Origin of the sequence: Synechococcus lacustris str. Tous (assembly GCF_003011125.1) — a bacterium.
Classification (GTDB): Bacteria; Cyanobacteriota; Cyanobacteriia; order PCC-6307; family Cyanobiaceae; genus Synechococcus_D; species Synechococcus_D lacustris.
On the sequence record NZ_PXVC01000001.1, the window covers coordinates 22,102 to 40,174 of the forward strand.

15 protein-coding genes are annotated in these 18,073 nt (G+C 54.3%); 4 read left to right on the forward strand and 11 right to left on the reverse strand.

Annotation, left to right across the window (positions count from 1 at the left end):
* Positions 1-150: 150 nt before the first annotated feature.
* Entirely contained in the window at positions 151-2,076 is a 1,926-nt protein-coding gene (locus tag C7K08_RS00130) for an Rne/Rng family ribonuclease (protein ID WP_106498630.1), read from the forward strand.
* Complete coding sequence (locus tag C7K08_RS00135; protein ID WP_241536928.1) at positions 2,073-2,693, forward strand: ribonuclease HII; 621 nt, start codon at positions 2,073-2,075, stop codon at positions 2,691-2,693. The genes C7K08_RS00130 and C7K08_RS00135 overlap by 4 nt, the downstream gene beginning before the upstream one ends.
* On the opposite strand, the gene C7K08_RS00140 is transcribed toward C7K08_RS00135, so the two are convergent.
* Positions 2,629-3,147, reverse strand: coding sequence for a DUF1997 domain-containing protein (locus C7K08_RS00140; protein WP_106498733.1), 519 nt, complete (start codon positions 3,145-3,147; stop codon positions 2,629-2,631). The two genes, C7K08_RS00135 and C7K08_RS00140, sit on opposite strands and share 65 nt — an antisense overlap.
* A 59-nt stretch (positions 3,148-3,206) precedes the next feature.
* Between C7K08_RS00140 and pheA the strand changes: the two genes are divergently transcribed.
* A complete protein-coding gene (gene pheA, locus C7K08_RS00145; RefSeq protein ID WP_106498734.1) occupies positions 3,207-4,088 on the forward strand; it encodes a prephenate dehydratase in 882 nt (293 codons plus the stop codon).
* Here pheA and C7K08_RS00150 read toward each other — a convergent pair.
* The 9 genes from C7K08_RS00150 to C7K08_RS00190 all read right to left on the reverse strand — a co-directional run bounded on the left by C7K08_RS00150 (position 4,063) and on the right by C7K08_RS00190 (position 12,516).
* Entirely contained in the window at positions 4,063-5,007 is a 945-nt protein-coding gene (locus C7K08_RS00150; protein ID WP_106498631.1) for a methyltransferase domain-containing protein, read from the reverse strand. The two genes, pheA and C7K08_RS00150, sit on opposite strands and share 26 nt — an antisense overlap.
* Positions 5,004-5,651, reverse strand: coding sequence for an LON peptidase substrate-binding domain-containing protein (locus C7K08_RS00155; RefSeq protein WP_106498632.1), 648 nt, complete (start codon positions 5,649-5,651; stop codon positions 5,004-5,006). Before C7K08_RS00155 ends, C7K08_RS00150 begins: the two co-directional genes overlap by 4 nt.
* 38 nt (positions 5,652-5,689) lie before the next feature.
* On the reverse strand, positions 5,690-6,010 hold the full coding sequence (rpsJ, locus tag C7K08_RS00160; protein WP_106498633.1) for a 30S ribosomal protein S10: 321 nt from the start codon (positions 6,008-6,010) through the stop codon (positions 5,690-5,692).
* 101 nt (positions 6,011-6,111) lie between these two features.
* The gene (gene tuf / locus C7K08_RS00165) at positions 6,112-7,341 is read right to left on the reverse strand and encodes an elongation factor Tu (RefSeq protein WP_106498634.1); all 1,230 of its coding nucleotides are present in this window, start codon (positions 7,339-7,341) and stop codon (positions 6,112-6,114) included.
* Between the two features lie 42 nt (positions 7,342-7,383).
* Entirely contained in the window at positions 7,384-9,459 is a 2,076-nt protein-coding gene (gene fusA / locus C7K08_RS00170; RefSeq protein WP_106498635.1) for an elongation factor G, read from the reverse strand.
* A gap of 92 nt (positions 9,460-9,551) precedes the next feature.
* Positions 9,552-10,022, reverse strand: coding sequence for a 30S ribosomal protein S7 (gene rpsG / locus C7K08_RS00175; protein ID WP_106498636.1), 471 nt, complete (start codon positions 10,020-10,022; stop codon positions 9,552-9,554).
* 53 nt (positions 10,023-10,075) lie between these two features.
* On the reverse strand, positions 10,076-10,450 hold the full coding sequence (gene rpsL / locus C7K08_RS00180; protein WP_106498637.1) for a 30S ribosomal protein S12: 375 nt from the start codon (positions 10,448-10,450) through the stop codon (positions 10,076-10,078).
* A gap of 51 nt (positions 10,451-10,501) precedes the next feature.
* Positions 10,502-10,834 carry an AIR synthase gene (locus C7K08_RS00185; protein WP_106498638.1) on the reverse strand — a complete coding sequence of 111 codons (333 nt, stop codon included), beginning with the start codon at positions 10,832-10,834 and terminating at the stop codon, positions 10,502-10,504.
* 5 nt (positions 10,835-10,839) lie between these two features.
* The gene (locus C7K08_RS00190; protein WP_106498639.1) at positions 10,840-12,516 is read right to left on the reverse strand and encodes a phosphodiester glycosidase family protein; all 1,677 of its coding nucleotides are present in this window, start codon (positions 12,514-12,516) and stop codon (positions 10,840-10,842) included.
* A 127-nt stretch (positions 12,517-12,643) separates the two neighbouring features.
* Between C7K08_RS00190 and gltB the strand changes: the two genes are divergently transcribed.
* A complete protein-coding gene (gene gltB / locus C7K08_RS00195) occupies positions 12,644-17,194 on the forward strand; it encodes a glutamate synthase large subunit (protein WP_106498640.1) in 4,551 nt (1,516 codons plus the stop codon).
* Here gltB and lipA read toward each other — a convergent pair.
* Positions 17,191-18,060, reverse strand: a complete 870-nt coding sequence (gene lipA, locus C7K08_RS00200; RefSeq protein ID WP_106498641.1) for a lipoyl synthase — start codon at positions 18,058-18,060, stop codon at positions 17,191-17,193. The two genes, gltB and lipA, sit on opposite strands and share 4 nt — an antisense overlap.
* Positions 18,061-18,073: the final 13 nt, after the last annotated feature.

Below are 18,073 nucleotides of genomic sequence, written 5' to 3' on the forward strand. Positions count from 1 at the left end.
CATATGCATTGATGTCATATGTGCGTTTTTTGGTGCCTGCTCGATTTTTGTTGAAAAATTTGCTTCAGCCCCCAACAGCTGATTGCAGCCAAGCATTTCCCCTTTYCCCCTAACCTCTTTTGGTGGCCCCGCAAGGGGTTGCCTCAGCCCATGCCACAGCAGATCGTTATCGCTGAGCAATTGCGGATCGCCGCCGTACTCAACGAAGAACGGGTTGATGAATTAATCGTTGCCCAAGGTCGCCATCAAATTGGTGATGTTTATTTAGGTACAGTTGAAAATGTATTGCCAGGCATTGACGCCGCTTTTGTAAACATTGGCGAAAGTGAAAAAAATGGCTTCATTCACCTTTCCGACCTAGGTCCCCTACGCCTTAAAAAGGGCGGTGCTGGCATCACCGAATTACTKGAGCCACGCCAAAAGGTGTTGGTGCAGGTGATGAAGGAACCAACGGGAACAAAAGGGCCGCGTTTAACAGGCAACCTTTCTTTGCCGGGTAGGTTTTTGGTGCTGCAACCCCATGGCCAGGGGGTGAATATTTCCCGCCGAATTGCGGCCGAATCGGAGCGCAACCGCCTGCGGGCCCTTTCGGTGTTGATTAAGCCTCCGGGCACAGGTTTACTGGTGCGCACCGAAGCTGATGGTGTTAGCGAAGAACAGATAATTGATGATCTTGAATCATTATTGCGCCAGTGGGAGGCCATCCAACAGGCGGCGGAAACTGCCCAGCCCCCAATCTTATTGAATCGCGATGAAGATTTTATCCATCGCGTTTTAAGAGATCTATACGGCCCTGATGTTTTACGGGTTGTGGTGGATTCCCAGGAGGCGGTTGCCCGTGTAAATGCTTTCCTGGGCCAGGATCAAGCCAACCTAGTGGTGGAATTCCATGAAGATGCCAATGAAATTCTTGAGCATTACAAAGTAAACGCAGCCATTCGAGATGCTCTCAAGCCAAGGGTGGATTTRCCATCGGGTGGTTATGTGATTATCGAGCCCACAGAAGCGCTAACTGTGGTTGATGTTAACTCCGGCTCCTTTACCCGCTCAGCTAATTCCAGGGARACTGTTCTTTGGACTAATTGTGAAGCCGCAACYGAAATTGCCAGACAGTTGAAGTTGCGTAATATCGGTGGTGTGGTGATTATTGATTTCATTGATATGGAATCACGCCGTGATCAATTAATGCTGCTYGAGCACTTCACCCAGGCCATGCGTGATGATCAAGCAAGGCCTCAGATTGCCCAAATTACTGAATTGGGTTTGGTGGAACTCACCCGCAAGCGTCAAGGGCAAAATATCTATGAATTATTCGGTAGGGCTTGCTCCAGCTGTGGCGGTTTGGGCCACGTGGTTACCCTTCCCGGTAAAGACACAATTCAGCCCCTGGCGGCCTTGCCGGGCTTRGTGCGTTCGGTGGCCTCTGCCAGGGCTGAGGTTTCAAGCCCCAGTGGCGTTGATGGCGGTGTCCGCCGTCGCGGTGCTCGAGGCGGCCGCAGCTCAGAGCCKGAGATTGCCATCGCAACTAATGGCATCGCGGCAGYGGCTGCAGCTGTTGAACCCAGGCGTAATGAGCCGGAATTATTGGCTGTTCCCATGGATGAAAGCCAGGAATTGGTATTCGGCTGGATGGGTCTCAACCCAGCCCTATTGGCTGAGCCAGCCCCAGAAGAGTTCGATARTGTTTTGGTGAGGGTTGTGCGCCCTGGTGAAGATGCCGCCCAAGTTTTGGAGCAGGCTCGCGCGGAGCTCGCCGCCCAGGGGGGGAGAAGGCGTCGCGGAGCCCGCGGCACCAGTAATGGCAGCAGTAGCCGATCGGCTTTAGTGGAGATCACCCCATTAGATACCAATGATTTTGGAGGGGCTGATCTAGATCAAAATCCAAACCAAGATCTAAACCAAGATTCAAATCAGGATCAAAATCAGGATGAATTTCAGCTTGAGCTTGGGCCCGAGCCTGAGTTGTTCACAATTGCACCGCTGCTAACCAGCGAAGTTGAAGAAGAAGCTCCYGCAGCTGAGCTTGATCCCGCTGATGAGGGCCGCCGCAGGCGGCGACGTTCCTCGGCAAGTTGACCACCAGCAAGTTGATCACCGCAGGTGTTGATGAAGTTGGCAAGGGATGTTTATTCGGTCCTGTTTGGGCCGCTGCKGTGATTTTGAAACCCCAAGCTTTTGCTCAGTTGCCTGGCTTAGGTGTTACCGATAGCAAGGCCCTTTCTGCAAAACGCCGGGCCGCATTGCTGCCATTGATTCAGCCCCAGCTGGAAACTTTTGGCTATGGCCAGGCTTCTGCCGCTGAAATCGATCGCCTTGGGATTCGAGCCGCCACTGAATTAGCAATGCTGCGGGCCCTGCAGCGGTTGCAATTGATGCCTGAATTGCTCTTGGTAGATGGCTGCCTGAGGCTCAGGCCATGGCAAGGAGAGCAAGAAACAGTGGTGCGTGGCGATAGCTCTTGCCTTGCTATTTCCTGTGCAAGCATTTTGGCTAAGCAGGCGCGGGATGCCCTGGTTGAGCGCYTAGCGCTTGTGTGGCCCGGTTATGGGTTGGAGCAGCATCACGGCTATGGCACCTTGAAACATCGCCAAGCCATCGCCAAGTTGGGCCCGAGCCCCCTGCATCGGCTTAGTTTTGCTCATGGCACCAAGAATGGAAATCCCGCACCAATTGCTGGCCCACCCGGCCTTTGATCGTGAGCAGGATGCCATTGAGCAGTGATTCGCCAGTGGCCTCTAATACCCTTGCTGGAATTAAACGCAACACGGCTGGATGGCTCACTTGAACCTCCAATTCAGCTTCTCCAACCAAACCATTGGGTTCCGCTTGCAGCCAAGAGCGCAGCTTTAATTCGAAGTCGTCTGTWATCCCAGGTACACCCTCTAAATCGCAATGCACTGAATCCAGTTCCAGCCGTCCTGGMGCCTGCTGAGCTTTTAATTCAACCACCGGTTTTATGCGCAACTGAAATAGTTGCAAAGGCCTAACGGCGTAGCTGTAGCTGCCGGCCTGCAGGGTAGTGAGTTGATCAGCACTTAAAAGTGCCCCCACTACCCGCGCCTCTTGCCGCAGGTAGTGGGGCAGCCTTTCGGGCTGCTCTATCACTGGCAGATCCAAGTTCTGGACCGCTTTAAAGGCCAGAACCATGGCCGAATTTGGCATCGTGGAGGATCCTATCGGTGAAGCCCCCGAGCAACCACTTGCCAGTGCCCATTTCCGCCATTGCCTACCTGGGTCCTGAGGGAACCTATGGGGAACAAGCTGCCCTGCGCCTTGCCCATGGGCCAGAGGTAAAGCTCCTGCCCCAGATCACAATTCGCAATGTGATGGAAGCCCTMGGGGCTGGCCTAGTTGATGCGGCAGTGGTGCCCGTTGAAAATTCCGTGGAGGGAGGTGTAACCACYTGCCTAGACACCCTTTGGGAATCAGGTGCCYTCCAAGCCGAACCTTTGGCTATCGAAAGGGCGCTGATCCTGCCGATTCGCCACGCTTTGCTCAGTGATGGAGCGTTGCAAAGCATCACTGARGTTTTGTCCCATCCCCAGGCCCTGGGCCAATGCAGCGCTTGGTTGCAAAAGCACYTGCCAAATGCACTACAGCTCCCCACTAGTTCYACGGCAGAGGCGGCGCGGATGGTGAAGGGCTCCCGCTTTAGGGCAGCGATTGCCTCAAAAAAAGCAGCTCAAGAGCATCGATTGCCTGAATTGGCCTATCCAATTAATGACCAACCGGGTAATTGCACGCGATTTTTGCTATTACGCAGGGCTCTAAATGAACAAGCTGGAGCAGTTAATTGCACCAGCCTTGCCTTTTCGTTGCATGCCAATGCTCCAGGGGGATTGGTTGAAGCTTTGCAGGTTTTTGCTAAAAGGCAGTTGAATATGAGCAGAATCGAATCGAGGCCATCAAAAAGGGAGCTGGGCGAATATGTGTTTTTTGTGGATATCACCTGGCCGCCAATTGATGTTATTCAGCAGCAAAAAATTGATCAACAATTGGAGGCTGCCATGGAGGAATTAAAACCTCTCTGCGAACGTTTAATTAGTTTTGGCAGYTATCCAATTACAGACGATACCTCTCTGCCTTAAATAAACCAAATTGCATTAAACCCCGGGCAAAGGCCCAGTGCATCAGTAGGAGGGTGGGAATTTCCCTAAAGCCTTTCAATAGGGCGCCGGGGCCAAGGCTTAGCACTGCCCATGGCCTGCGAATGCCTTCAGTGATGGAAGCAAACCAAGAGGGCAGTGTTTCAACAGTCCAATTGTTGGTTTCAGGGGGATTATCWAGGGCGCCGGTGGCAATTAAGTTATCGCAAAAAGAATTGATGCTAGAGAAAGCTGGATGGGCCCATTGCACCCGCAGTTGCTCTAAAACCCAATTTTCAATGGGACTAAAAGGTTTGCTGCTKGGATCCCTTTGATTCCAGTCGGCAGCAACCAGAAGGCCGCCTGGTTTTAGCACSCGCATTAATTCATTAGCAAAGCCTTGTTTATCAGCTATGTGAGGGGCGCATTCCACGGTCCAAACGGCATCAAATTCTGCCTCCTCATATTGCAAAGCAAGGGCATCCATCACGGCAAAKTTACAACTGAGGTTTGCAGGAGTAAGCGCTTGGGCCCTAGCAACTTGGGCGGCGCTAATACTCACACCAACTACATCAAAGCCGTAGTGATTGGCTAGTAAACGGCTGCTGCCACCAATGCCGCAACCCACATCGAGCAGCCGTGAACCGGGGGGCAATTTATCTAATCCACCCCAGCGGGCTAAGGCGATAACGAAATCAGCTTTTGCCCCACGAAAATCACGGGCTTGGGGAGGCTTGCCGTAGTAACCAAGGTGGATATGTTCGCCCCAAAGACGTTCCAACAACTTATCTTTAGTCCAGTGGTCGTAGGCATTGGCAACACTTTTGCCGTTATTAAATCKCCGTGGCAATAGGTACCAAGCGGCAAAAGCAAAGGWGAGGGCTGYAAGCAGTAGGCATAGGAACAACAGCCCTAGGTTCATGACTCCAAATCTTTAAGGGTGTCTTTAAGCACAGTGCGGGCAGCTAGCTGGCGGCGGGTGTGATCAAGTAAATCCAATTCCCGCTGCAGGCGATCTGAAGTGGATGTCATTTCCAGCAGTTGTTGCTGGTGATCCGCAACGGCACCACCAAGGTGACCACCCACCCAAAAGGACAATTCCCGTGGCAATTCGGGTAGGTCGTTAGGTAGAACGGTTTGCTGACCCAGCAATTTGCCGGATAGATCAACCACATCTTGCAGCGCTTGGCGCACGTTATTAGCTAGGGGTTGGAGATCAACTTCCACTGGTTCATCCTCCAGCCAACACACCAAACCCACCATGAATGGCGCCTCTCGCACCACATTCAAGAGGCGAAAACGTTGTTGRCCGATCGTAACGAGGTTGCTGCGTTCATCCGCCTGGGTTTGACACTGGAGGATTTCGGCGCAGCAACCGATGCTGGCCATGGCCTTTTGTTCAGGATCCCAACGCACCACCCCAAAACGACGGTCGCTATCCARCACACTTTTGAGCATGAGGCGGTAGCGAAGCTCAAAAATATGAAGGGGCAGCACCTCCTGGGGGAAGAGCACCACGTCTGGTAGGGGGAAGAGCGGTAGCTCCCGAACGGACAGGTCCGTCATAACAACGGGAGATCAAAGGCCATTCTAGGTGAAATTGATCAGAGCTTGACCTCAATATCCACACCACTGGGTAGATCCAGCTTCATGAGGGCATCAATGGTTTTGGAGGAGGGGTTGTAGATATCGATCAAACGCCTGTGGGTGCGGGTTTCGAAGTGCTCTCGGGAATCCTTGTCMACGTGGGGGGAACGTAAAACACAATAGATCTTGCGTTTTGTTGGCAAGGGGATAGGACCGATTGCAGTGGCAGCTGTGTGATCAGCGGTTTCAATRATTTTGTCGCAGGAAAGATCCAGCATGCGGCGATCAAACGCCTTTAGGCGGATGCGGATTTTCTGCTGAGCGATGGCATTAGACATGGTGATTGGCAAAAAAGAAGGAAAGWTTCAGTTGTCGAGGTGCATACAAAAAAGATAGCCGCTAACTCTTAGCAAGAGCTAGCGGCCTATCGAAACCTAGATCACTCGAGGATTTTTGAAACAACGCCTGCACCAATGGTGCGGCCGCCTTCACGGATGGCAAAACGCATGCCCTGTTCCATGGCAACACCACAGATCAGTTCACCGGTCATTTTGATCCTGTCGCCAGGCATAACCATTTCAACCTTGGTGCCGTCGTCGGCGGTGAATTGGGTGATTTGACCGGTTACATCCGTTGTGCGGATGTAGAACTGGGGGCGATAGCCAGCAAAGAAGGGGGTGTGGCGACCACCTTCTTCTTTGGTGAGCACATAAACCTCACCCTCAAACTTGGTGTGGGGCTTGATGGAGCCTGGCTTCACCAGCACCATGCCGCGTTCGATATCTTCCTTTTGGATGCCGCGGAGCAACAAACCAGCGTTGTCGCCGGCCATGCCTTCCTCGAGCTGTTTGCGGAACATTTCCACACCGGTAACGGTGGTGGTGCGGGTTTCGCGGATACCAACGATTTCTACGGTTTCACCAACCTTCACCTTGCCCCTCTCGATCCGTCCGGTGGCAACGGTGCCACGACCGGTGATCGAGAAAACGTCTTCGATGGCCATTAGGAATGGCTTATCGATTTCACGTTCGGGCTCTGGAATGGAGGCATCAACTGCATCCATTAGATCGAGGATTTTGTCTACCCATTCGTTTTCGCCGCGGGCACCTTTACCGCCGCCTTGAATGTGCTCAAGGGCTTTGAGGGCGGAACCGGCCACCACGGGGATGTCATCACCGGGGAAGTCGTACTTGTCGAGAAGTTCCCTCATTTCGAGTTCCACCAGCTCGAGGAGCTCCTCGTCGTCCACCATGTCCTTCTTGTTGAGGAACACCACCAGGGCGGGCACACCCACCTGCTTTGCCAGCAGGATGTGCTCMCGGGTTTGGGCCATGGGGCCGTCGGTGGCGGCCACCACCAAAATGCCACCGTCCATTTGGGCGGCACCGGTGATCATGTTTTTCACATAGTCAGCGTGGCCTGGGCAGTCCACGTGGGCGTAGTGACGGCCCTCGGTTTCGTACTCCACGTGGGCGGTGTTGATGGTGATGCCGCGCTCCTTCTCTTCAGGGGCGCCATCAATCTCATCGTAGGCCTGGGCTTTGGCCTGACCAATTGAAGCGAGCACGTTTGTGATCGCTGCGGTGAGGGTGGTTTTGCCGTGGTCAACGTGGCCGATGGTGCCRATGTTGACGTGTGGCTTAGTTCTCTCAAACTTCTCGCGGGCCATTGTTAAATAAAAATCGAGGGTAAACGAAGAGGGAGTTGGGGATCAGGAGTTGCCCTGATTCTTGGAAATGATGGCTTCGGCCACATTCCGAGGGACCTCCTCGTAATGGCTGAACTCCATTGAGAATATACCTCTCCCCTGGGTCATGGATCTCAGCTGGGTAGCGTAGCCGAACATCTCAGCCAGGGGCACCTTGGATTGAACCTTGGAGGTGCCGTTATCGATCGACTGGCCCTCCACCTGACCGCGCCTGGAGGAAAGGTCGCCAATAACTGAACCGAGATAATCYTCTGGAATCTCCACTTCTACTTTCATCATTGGCTCAAGAAGCACAGGATTGCACTTCTTCACGCCATCTTTGAAAGCCATCGAACCGGCAATTTTGAAGGCCATCTCKGAGGAGTCAACGTCGTGGTAAGAACCATCGATCATTGATACCTTCACATCGATGAGSGGATAGCCAGCGATAACGCCCGATTGGCAAGTTTCTTTCATGCCAGCTTCGGCAGGGCCGATGTATTCCTTGGGAACAATGCCGCCAACAATTTTGTTTTCAAACACAAAACCAGTGCCGGGTTCGCCAGGTTCCATCTGGATAACCACATGGCCGTATTGACCTTTACCACCGGTTTGACGGGCAAATTTRCCCTCACCCTTTGAACTGCCGCGAATTGTTTCCCGATAGGAAACCTGTGGAGCACCAATATTTGCCTCCACTTTGAATTCCCTGAGCATGCGATCCACCAGGATTTCCAGGTGAAGTTCGCCCATGCCGGCGATAACTGTTTGGCTTGTTTCTGGATCCGTTCTAACCCTGAAGGTGGGATCTTCTTCAGAGAGTGATTGCAGGGCTTTGGATAGTTTTTCCATGTCGCCCTTGGTTTTGGGCTCAACAGCCACGGAAATAACCGGTTCTGGGATAAACAGTGATTCCAAAATAATTGGATCGGAATCAACGCARAGGGTATCGCCAGTGGTGGTGTCTTTTAGGCCRAGCACAGCGCCTAAATCGCCAGCGCGCAACTCATCAACCTCCTCGCGATCATCTGCTTTGAGCAGAATTAAACGGGAGATGCGCTCTTTTTTATCTTTGGTTGAATTCATCACGTAACTGCCTTTTTGCAGCACRCCTGAATACAAACGAACAAAGGTTAGTTTTCCATAGGGATCGGCCATAACTTTGAAGGCCAAGGCGCTGAAGGAGGCGTTGTCTTCACAGACCCTGATTCCCTCTTCACCATTTGGAAGTATGCCTTGGATCGGGGGCACATCAATGGGTGCKGGCAGGTAATCCACCACCGCATCAAGCATCAATTGAACGCCCTTGTTTTTAAAGGCAGAGCCGCAGAGCATCGGCACAAGGCCATGCTTAACAACGCCYTCGCGAATACCTTTGCGCAATTGAGCTTCGCTTAATTCACCGGTTTCAAGGAATACTTCAATCAACTCCTCATCCAGCTCAGCAACTGATTCCATCAGTTTGGAGCGCCACTCTGCGGCCGACTCCTTCATGTCATCTGGAATATCAACTTCTAAAATATCTGTACCCAGATCGTTTGTGTAGATAAATGCTTTATTTTGAACTAGGTCGATRATTCCTTTAAGGTCGTTTTCGGCRCCGATTGGCAATTGAATCGGAGCTGCCTTTGCCTTCAATCGATCCTTGATTTGTTCATAAACCCTCAGGAAGTTTGCTCCTGTTCTATCCATTTTATTAACAAATACCWTCCGCGGCACTTTGTAGCGATCCGCCTGGCGCCACACTGTTTCCGATTGTGGTTGAACACCACCAACGGCGCAAAATACAGCGATCACACCATCGAGAACCCGCATGGAACGTTCCACCTCAATGGTGAARTCCACGTGGCCWGGTGTATCAATAATGTTGATGCGGTGATCTTTCCAGCTGGTGGAAATAGCAGCGGCGGTAATTGTGATACCCCGCTCCTTTTCCTGCTCCATCCAGTCGGTGACGGCGGCGCCATCGTGCACCTCGCCCATTTTGTGCACCACACCCGAATAGAACAGAATTCTTTCGGTGGTGGTGGTTTTGCCGGCATCGATATGGGCGGCAATGCCGATATTTCTGACGCGGTCTAAAGGGAAGGCGCGAGCCACGGGATGCTCCTTAGGTGTGCTTTAAAAGCGGGCGCAACTCTACAGGTTGGTGATTRGTTAGCTGTTGGCCCAAGCGCTAACTATCAAGTTGCTCAATAGCGGTAGTGGGCAAAAGCCTTGTTTGCTTCAGCCATTTTGTGGGTTTCTTCCCGCTTGCGAACGGCGCTGCCGGCCTCATTGGCGGCATCCATCAATTCACCGGCAAGTTTCTGGGCCATGCTGCGGCCATTGCGGGCCCTGGAGAAATTCACAAGCCAACGCAGGGCCATGGCGGTACCCCGCTCTTGGCGCACTTCCATGGGCACCTGATAGGTGGCACCRCCAACCCGGCGGGCGCGAACCTCCACCAAGGGGGTTGCATTGCGCACAGCGGTTTCGAACACTTCCAAGGGATCAACCCCCGTGCGTTCRTTGATCATGCCGAAGGCATCCGAGAGGATTCGCTGGGCTGTGGACTTTTTACCGTGCTTCATCAGGCGGGCCACAATCATTGAGGCCAAACGGCTGTTGAATTGCGGATCGGGCAGAACCGGGCGTTTCTCAGCTGCGTTGCGGCGGGACATGGGGGGAGAAAATTAGCGAGGGTCGGGAGTTGATTGCTGAGCAGCGCCTGGGCTCAATCCTTTGGTGTTTTGGCGCCGTATTTAGAGCGGCTCTGGCGGCGATCCTTCACCCCGGAGGTRTCRAGGGTGCCGCGGATGATGTGATATCTCACACCGGGAAGATCCTTAACCCTGCCGCCGCGGATCAACACSACCGAGTGCTCCTGCAGGTTGTGGCCAATACCTGGGATATAGGCCGTTACTTCAAAACCAGAGGTGAGCCTCACCCTGGCCACCTTGCGGAGGGCTGAGTTTGGCTTCTTAGGTGTGGAGGTATAAACGCGGGTACAAACCCCACGGCGCTCAGGGCAGGCCTTGAGGGCAGGGGATTTGGTCTTACGAATAAGACTCTGCCGCTCGGTGCGGATCAGTTGTTGGATGGTGGGCATCTAAAACCGGTGGCAGGCCATAGGGCCGTGCTGATTCGACAATCTGACACTTTACCCCCTCGGGGTAAAAGCTGCTCCGCAAGGGCAGCTGCGGATCTGTTCGCCACCCCGCAACAAAAAACCACCGCCACTGAGGGAACTTTGAAAATCAAGCTGCAAACCTTGAAGTAGCTGCAATTGGTGGCTATGGCCATAGAGGGTTATGCCATCACTGCGGGCAATGGCTGCCTCCCCAGTGCCGGCCCGCAATTGAATCGCCCAGGCTTCACAGCTGCCCGGCACCAATTCCAGCGCCATCGCCCCTGGCTCGCCGCCGCAGGCCGCCTGGCGACAAAGTTCAGCGGCGGCCCGCGCTGTGATCTTTAGGCCYGCRGTTTGGTTCATGGCAATTAGCGGTTGGTGCGAACTACAAGGCCAAGGCCGTTATGAATGGCTGAACCTATGCCCCGGCCACTTTTACCTTCACGGCCTTCAACTAACAGGGCTGTGGAACTGCCTCCATCCAAGTTAAGTGCTTGTTTTAAGCCGAGTTGCAACAACAACTCMGCGCTTTCCGCCAGGGTGGGGCCCCTGTTATCCAAACCCTCCAAAGCGATCAGCCACACCTGATCACCATCGCCCGCCACCACGCTGCGGGGTGCCCTTTGTTCCATAAAGGCTGGGCTGAAATTTTCCGCTGCCCCATTCAGCACCACCTGGCCTTGGTTCAAGAGCAGCGGCCCGGCTTGAAGCAGGTTTGGCATCGCATTCATCCGTTCTGGAAATAAATCCCTTTGCAGTTGAACCGCATCCCCCGGTTGCAGCGGCAATTGGCTGCCCCCTCTTGCCACCACTAAAGCTTGACCTTGGCGCAGGGGCACACCAGCGGCCATCTGCTCTGCAGACAGGATTTCCAAAACGCGGCCATTTTCCAAAATCCATCCGCTTTCCTGGCTTGTGATCGGCCTGTARACCGCACCCCAAAGGCTGTTGTAGTGGCCAAAACCCTTTTGCACATATCCACTGTTAAGTGCTCCGAGGGGCCAGCGATTGCCTTGGCTATCGCTCAGCCATTCCTCCAGGCGCACATTGCTGAAAATTGGTTGTTGCCCTATTTGCCAGGCAATGGCCCCGCGGTTGAGGATTGGCCCGGATAGCCAGGCCCCCTGCTCCCTCAGGCCACCAAGGGGTAATTCGCGCACACGGTTAAAGAAGCCGCCATTGAGGGCCGCCAATGCCCCTTGGGCTCGGGCGAGGCCCGCCAATGATCCAAGGCCTTCCATTTGTTTGCGGCTTAGGGGCACCAACGCATAGGCACTGCGGATTGGATCAAAGCGCACGAAACTAATTTGATAGCGCTGGCCATTCAGGTTCAATATTTTTTGCTCCATTGCCGGGGCGGCATTGGGATTGGCCGCAGCGGCTAAGGGCTCTATTGCTGGCGGGCTGATGCTTGCCCTTTGCAGGGTTTGATCAAAAACAAGCCTGGCTGGGCTCCCCAGGCTGAAATTAGTAATCCCCTGGCTTGATAGCTGCAGAAGGGAACCATTCATTTGAGCGGCTAATCCCTGTTGGCGCAGGCCCCGAAGGGCAAGTTCTGGATTACTCAAATTGAGCTGCAAATTTTCCCCTTGCTTCTGCACCAAGGTTGGGCCGCTGAGGTCGAGCACMACCCGCAATTGAGAATGCAACCTGGAATTGCGCACCTGCAAAACCCTGGCGGCAGGCAGTTCAAGTTCCAGCGTTGAGCCCCCCAAAGGGGASGTTTTCACTTTGCTATCCACCCCTAAATTGCGAAAAAAGTCCCCCACCTCCACCGCCACTTCGTCTTGAAGGCTGCGTTGGTTTTGAACTGGAACGCCAAGATCACGGCCAAACCAGCTCAAATTCAAGCTGCCGTTGGCAGCACTGGTTTTGTTAACGCCAAATTGGGCTTCTAGAACGTCTAGGGGTAGCCAGAGCTTTGGTGGGCTGCTTTCTTCCCAGCGCCAGGGCGCCTGMATCTTTTTGCCATTAATACTTATATCGGCCCCTTCCCTTGGGGCAACTTGAGAAATCAAGGCAGCCGGTGGCTCTAATGGCAGCACTTTCCCCCCGGCACTAAGGGATGCAACTTAGCTAGGTAGCAAACTTTTAGGATTCCAGCTTGGGCTGGTTTACGGCAATCCGGAAGTTGYTCGGATTGTTTGCATTCCAGCAGGTGCTCCCCCGCCCATGTTTCTGATCGATAACGCCCAGTGGCCCCATTGCGATAGCCCTGCTCCAGCAGCTGTGGCTGGGGAAAAAGATGCCTGTGGCGTTGGKTTTTTGGCGCAGCTCCAGGGGCAAGCCAGCCATTGGTTGTTGCAGCAAGCCCTGCGGGCCTTGGATTGCATGGAACATCGGGGTGGTTCCTGCGGTGATGGTGATTCCGGAGATGGCGCCGGGGTTTTGTGCGGCATCCCCTGGCACTACTTAGAGGCGGTTTGGCCCCAGGCGGCTGCCAGCGCCAAGCAATTGCGGGGCTTGGGGATGGTMTTTTTGCCTGCCGATGGCAGYAGGCGATCCCAAGCCAAACAATTTTGTGAGGAGGAGGCCCTCGCCCTTGGCCTCTCCAGCCTGGGTTGGCGAGAGGTGCCAGTGGTTGATGCTGTTTTGGGTGCGATGGCACGCAAAACAGCCCCCGTTATTGAGCAGTGGCTGATCGCACCACCAGGGGAGCTGCAAGCTGCTGAARCCCTAGAGGCTTTGTTGTTTCGCCTGCGGCGGCGGGTGGGTGAAAGGGTGCGGGCGGCAGCCTGGGGCGCTGAGGTGGGAGAGCTTTATTTCGCTTCCCTCAGTTGCCGCACMGTTGTTTATAAGGCGATGGTTCGTTCTGCGGTGTTATCTGCCTTTTATCAAGAYCTGCGCGATCAACGCTTTTGCGTWAGTTACGCCGTTTACCACCGGCGCTTTAGTACAAATACCCTGCCCCGTTGGCCCCTGGCCCAGCCGATGCGGCTCTTGGGCCATAACGGTGAAATAAATACCCTGCTGGGCAATATCAATTGGGCGAGGGCTGCAGAGGCAAATCTCGATGGGATTTGGGGCGAAGCTGCTGCCGAACTCAAACCTTTGGTGAATCCAGCCTTCAGTGATTCGGCCAACCTTGATGCCACCTTGGAGTTGCTCGTTCGCAGCGGCCGGCCGATTACGGAAAGTTTGCTCACCTTGGTGCCAGAGGCATTTMGGGATCAGCCGGAACTGGCCGATAAGCCCGAAATCCAGGCCTTCTACGAATATTCAGCTTGCACCCAGGAACCATGGGATGGGCCGGCCCTATTGGTATTTAGCGATGGCCGCAGCGTTGGCGCCACCCTGGATCGCAATGGTTTACGCCCTGCTCGTTATTGCATTACCAGTGATGGCTACGTGGTGATGGGTTCTGAAACAGGTGTGGTGGAACTTGATGAAAGCYTGATTATTGAAAAGGGACGCCTTGGGCCGGGCCAGATGTTGGCTGTGGATCTGGAGCAGGGCCGTTTRTTGCGCAATTGGCAATTAAAACAAGAGGTGGCAGCTCGGCACCCCTACGGCACTTGGTTAAAAGAGCACCGCTTAAGCCTTAGCCCGCAACCCTGGCAACAGGCCAGCCAGCTGCAAGAAGAGCAGCTGTTGCGGCTGCAAACCGCCTTTGGYTTCAGTGCAGAGGATCTTGATCTTGTAATCGAAGACATGGCAGGTCAGGGCAAGGAGCCCACCTACTGCATGGGCGACGACATTCCCCTTGCCGTTTTATCCAATAAACCCCACCTGCTTTACGACTATTTCAAGCAACGTTTTGCCCAGGTAACCAACCCGCCGATTGATCCATTGCGGGAAAAGTTGGTGATGAGCCTGGAGATGCACTTGGGTAAGCGAGGTTCGCCCCTTAAGCCCGAAGCTGAGGCGGCGGCGGTATTGCATCTTTCAAGCCCAGTGCTCAACGAGGCGGAATTGGCCTCCCTTGCAAACCARGGGCTCCCCTGCTGTTGCATCTCAACTTTGATGCCGATCAGCCCTGGTCCAGTGGCTCTGGAGCAAGCCTTAAAGCGCTTGCAATTTGATGCTGARCAGGCKGTGAAAGGTGGTAATCAGATCCTGATACTTTCCGATCGAGGTATTGATGCCAGCACCAGTTATATCCCTCCGCTKTTGGCGGTGGGTGCTGTGCACCATCACCTGCTCAAGCTAGGCCTGCGTTTACAAACATCTCTGGTGCTGGATACGGCCCAGTGCTGGACCACCCATCATCTCGCTTGTTTGATTGGCTATGGCGCCAGTGCMGTTTGCCCMTGGCTCACCTGGGAAACCAGTCGCCAGTGGCTGGCTCAAGCACGGGTRCAGAAATTAATTGAAACCGGTAAGTTGCCGGCTTTAASTATTGATAAGGTGCAGGCAAATGTACGTAAATCTCTGGAAGATGGCCTGCGYAAGATTTTATCTAAGATCGGTATTTCCCTGCTTGCTAGCTACCACGGTGCCCAGATATTTGAGGCGATTGGCATTGGTGCAGATTTAATTGAATTGGCTTTCACCGGTACCACTAGCCGCGTGGCGGGTTTGAGTTTGGCGGAGTTGGCTAATGAAACCCTTGGTTTCCATGCCAAGGCKTACCCAGAGCTGAATCGCAGCAAGCTCGAATTCATGGGTTTTGTTCAATACCGCACTGGTGGGGAATATCACCTCAACAGCCCGGATATGGCAAARGCCCTGCACGCWGCTGTTAAAGAGGGCCCCGGCTACAACCATTTCAATACCTACAAAACCCTGCTGGAAAACCGTCCGGTTACGGCCCTGCGGGACCTGCTTGAGCTAAAGCCGGCGGCCACCCCCCTGCCGATCGAACAGGTGGAGAGTGTGGAGAGCATTTGCAGCCGCTTTTGCACMGGTGGCATGAGTTTGGGCGCCCTTTCAAGGGAGGCCCATGAGGTGTTGGCAATTGCGATGAATCGCATCGGCGGCAAGAGCAACAGCGGCGAAGGCGGTGAAGATCCAGCCCGCTTCCATGCCCTTAAGGATGTGGATGGCGAGGGGCATTCAGCCACCCTGCCAAACCTCAATGGCCTGCGTAATGGTGATAGCGCCTGTTCAGCGATTAAACAAATCGCCTCTGGCCGTTTTGGTGTTACGCCCGAATATCTACGCAGCGGCCGTCAACTAGAAATCAAGGTTGCCCAAGGGGCGAAGCCAGGGGAAGGCGGCCAATTGCCCGGTCCCAAGGTTGATAGCTACATCGCCTGGTTGCGCAATAGCAAGCCGGGTGTTGCTTTGATTTCACCGCCACCCCATCACGACATCTATTCAATTGAAGATCTAGCCCAGCTGATTCACGATCTACACCAGGTTCATCCCGCCGCCAAGGTGAGTGTGAAACTTGTGGCAGAGATAGGTATAGGCACCATTGCCGCTGGCGTAGCTAAGGCAAATGCCGATGTGATCCAGATTTCCGGCCACGATGGTGGCACCGGTGCTTCGCCGCTCAGCTCGATTAAACATGCYGGCAGTCCATGGGAGCTTGGCCTCACTGAGGTACATCGCGCCCTACTGGAAAACGGCCTGCGCGATCGGGTTTTACTGCGGGCTGATGGTGGCCTTAAAACCGGCTGGGATGTGCTGATTGCTGCGCTTTTAGGCGCTGAAGAGTTTGGCTTTGGTTCGGTGGCGATGATCGCGGAGGGGTGCATCATGGCCAGGGTTTGCCACACCAATAACTGCCCTGTGGGGGTGGCTACCCAAAAGGAAAATCTGCGTAAGCGGTTCCCTGGGGTGCCTGAACATGTGGTGAATTTTTTCCTGTTTGTAGCTGAGGAGGTGCGTCAGCTATTGAGTGTGCTCGGTGTGGCCCGCTTGGAGGATTTAATTGGCCGCAGTGAATTACTGCAACCCCGTGTGGTGGCCCTTGCTAAAACTAAAGCGCTTGATCTTTCCTGCTTAATTAATTCGATCCCCGCCGCCGCTGATCGTTCTTGGTTGAAGCATTCAGCCACTGCCCATGGCAATGGTTTGGTTCTGGAAGATCAACTTTTAGCTGATGCTGAGGTGATGGCTGCGATTGATGGCCATGGCCGCATGAGTTGTGATTTAGAGATTGTTAACACTGATCGCAGTGTGGGTGCGCGCATTGCAGGGGAGATTGCAGCTCGCCATGGCAATAAAGGTTTCAACGGCGAACTTGCGCTCAATTTCAATGGCGCCGCTGGCCAAAGTTTTGGTGCATTTGTGCTTCAAGGCATGCAATTGCGTTTGGTGGGCGAAGCAAACGACTACGTGGGTAAAGGCATTAATGGCGGACGCCTGATCGTGGTACCACCGGCGGGGGTTAAAGATCCAGGCAACCAGGTGATCCTTGGTAACACCTGCCTCTATGGCGCCACCGGCGGTGAGTTGTATGCCCTTGGTAGGGCTGGCGAGCGCTTTGCCGTGCGCAACAGCGGCTGTAAAGCGGTGGTGGAAGGTGCCGGCGACCACTGTTGTGAATACATGACAGGCGGCGTGGTGGTGGTGCTTGGCTCCACGGGGCGCAACGTGGCGGCCGGCATGACGGGTGGAATTGCTTTCATTCTTGATGAGGATGCTGGCCTCGCCCAGCGCGTTAACCAGGAGATCGTGGCGATCGAGCCCATCAGCAACTCTGAACAAGATGCCCTGCTGAAATCACTGCTGGAGGGCCATCTGGAGGCCACCGGCAGCGCCAAGGCTGCAGCTTTGCTGGCGGATTGGCCCAGCTGGAAACAGCGTTTTAAGGTGCTAGTAACGCCCAGTTAACGGGGGTGCTCCCGCATCAACCGTTGCACCTCMCCGGCGTGGTAACTGCTGCGGGTTAGGGGGCTGCTAACCACCTGCAGGAAGCCCAGTTCGGCTTCGCCTTGGCGGCGGAATAACTCAAATTGTTCCGGCGTTACGAAGCGATCTACGGCTAGATGTTTCGGCCCCGGCGACAGGTATTGACCGATCGTAACGATGTCTACTTTGTGTTGGCGTAGATCAGCCATAACCTCCACAACTTCGGCGTTGCTTTCACCTAAACCCACCATTAGGCCTGATTTTGTGTAGGAGCGCGGCCAGCCGCTGCGCACCCGCTGCAGTAGTTCGAGGGAGCGGGCGTAGTTGGCTTGGGGGCGCGCTTGTTTATAGAGCCGTGGCACCGTTTCGATGTTGTGGTTAAGCACCTCAGGGGCTGCTTGCATCACAGCTGCGAGGGCATCCCAGTTGCCGCAGAAATCAGGRATCAACAATTCAATCGTGGTGAATGGACTGCGCCGGCGCACCTGCTCAATGCARGCAACAAATTGACTAGCGCCACCATCGGCGAGGTCGTCGCGATTAACTGAGGTGATCACCACATGGCCGAGTCCCATGCGGGCCACTGCCTCACCAAGCCGTTCCGGTTCGCTGGGATCCAGCTGCCGCACACTTTTATCAAAGTCGATGTCGCAATAGGGGCAGGCCCTGGTGCACCCAGGCCCCATGATTAAAAAAGTGGCTGTGCCAGCGGCAAAGCATTCACCAATATTTGGGCAGCTGGCCTCCTGGCAAACCGTATTTAATTTGAGATCCAGCARKAGATCRGCCACCTCTCCAATGCGGGCCCGCTGGGGGGCCTTMACGCGTAACCAGGGGGGTTTCAACACAACACTCTCCTAG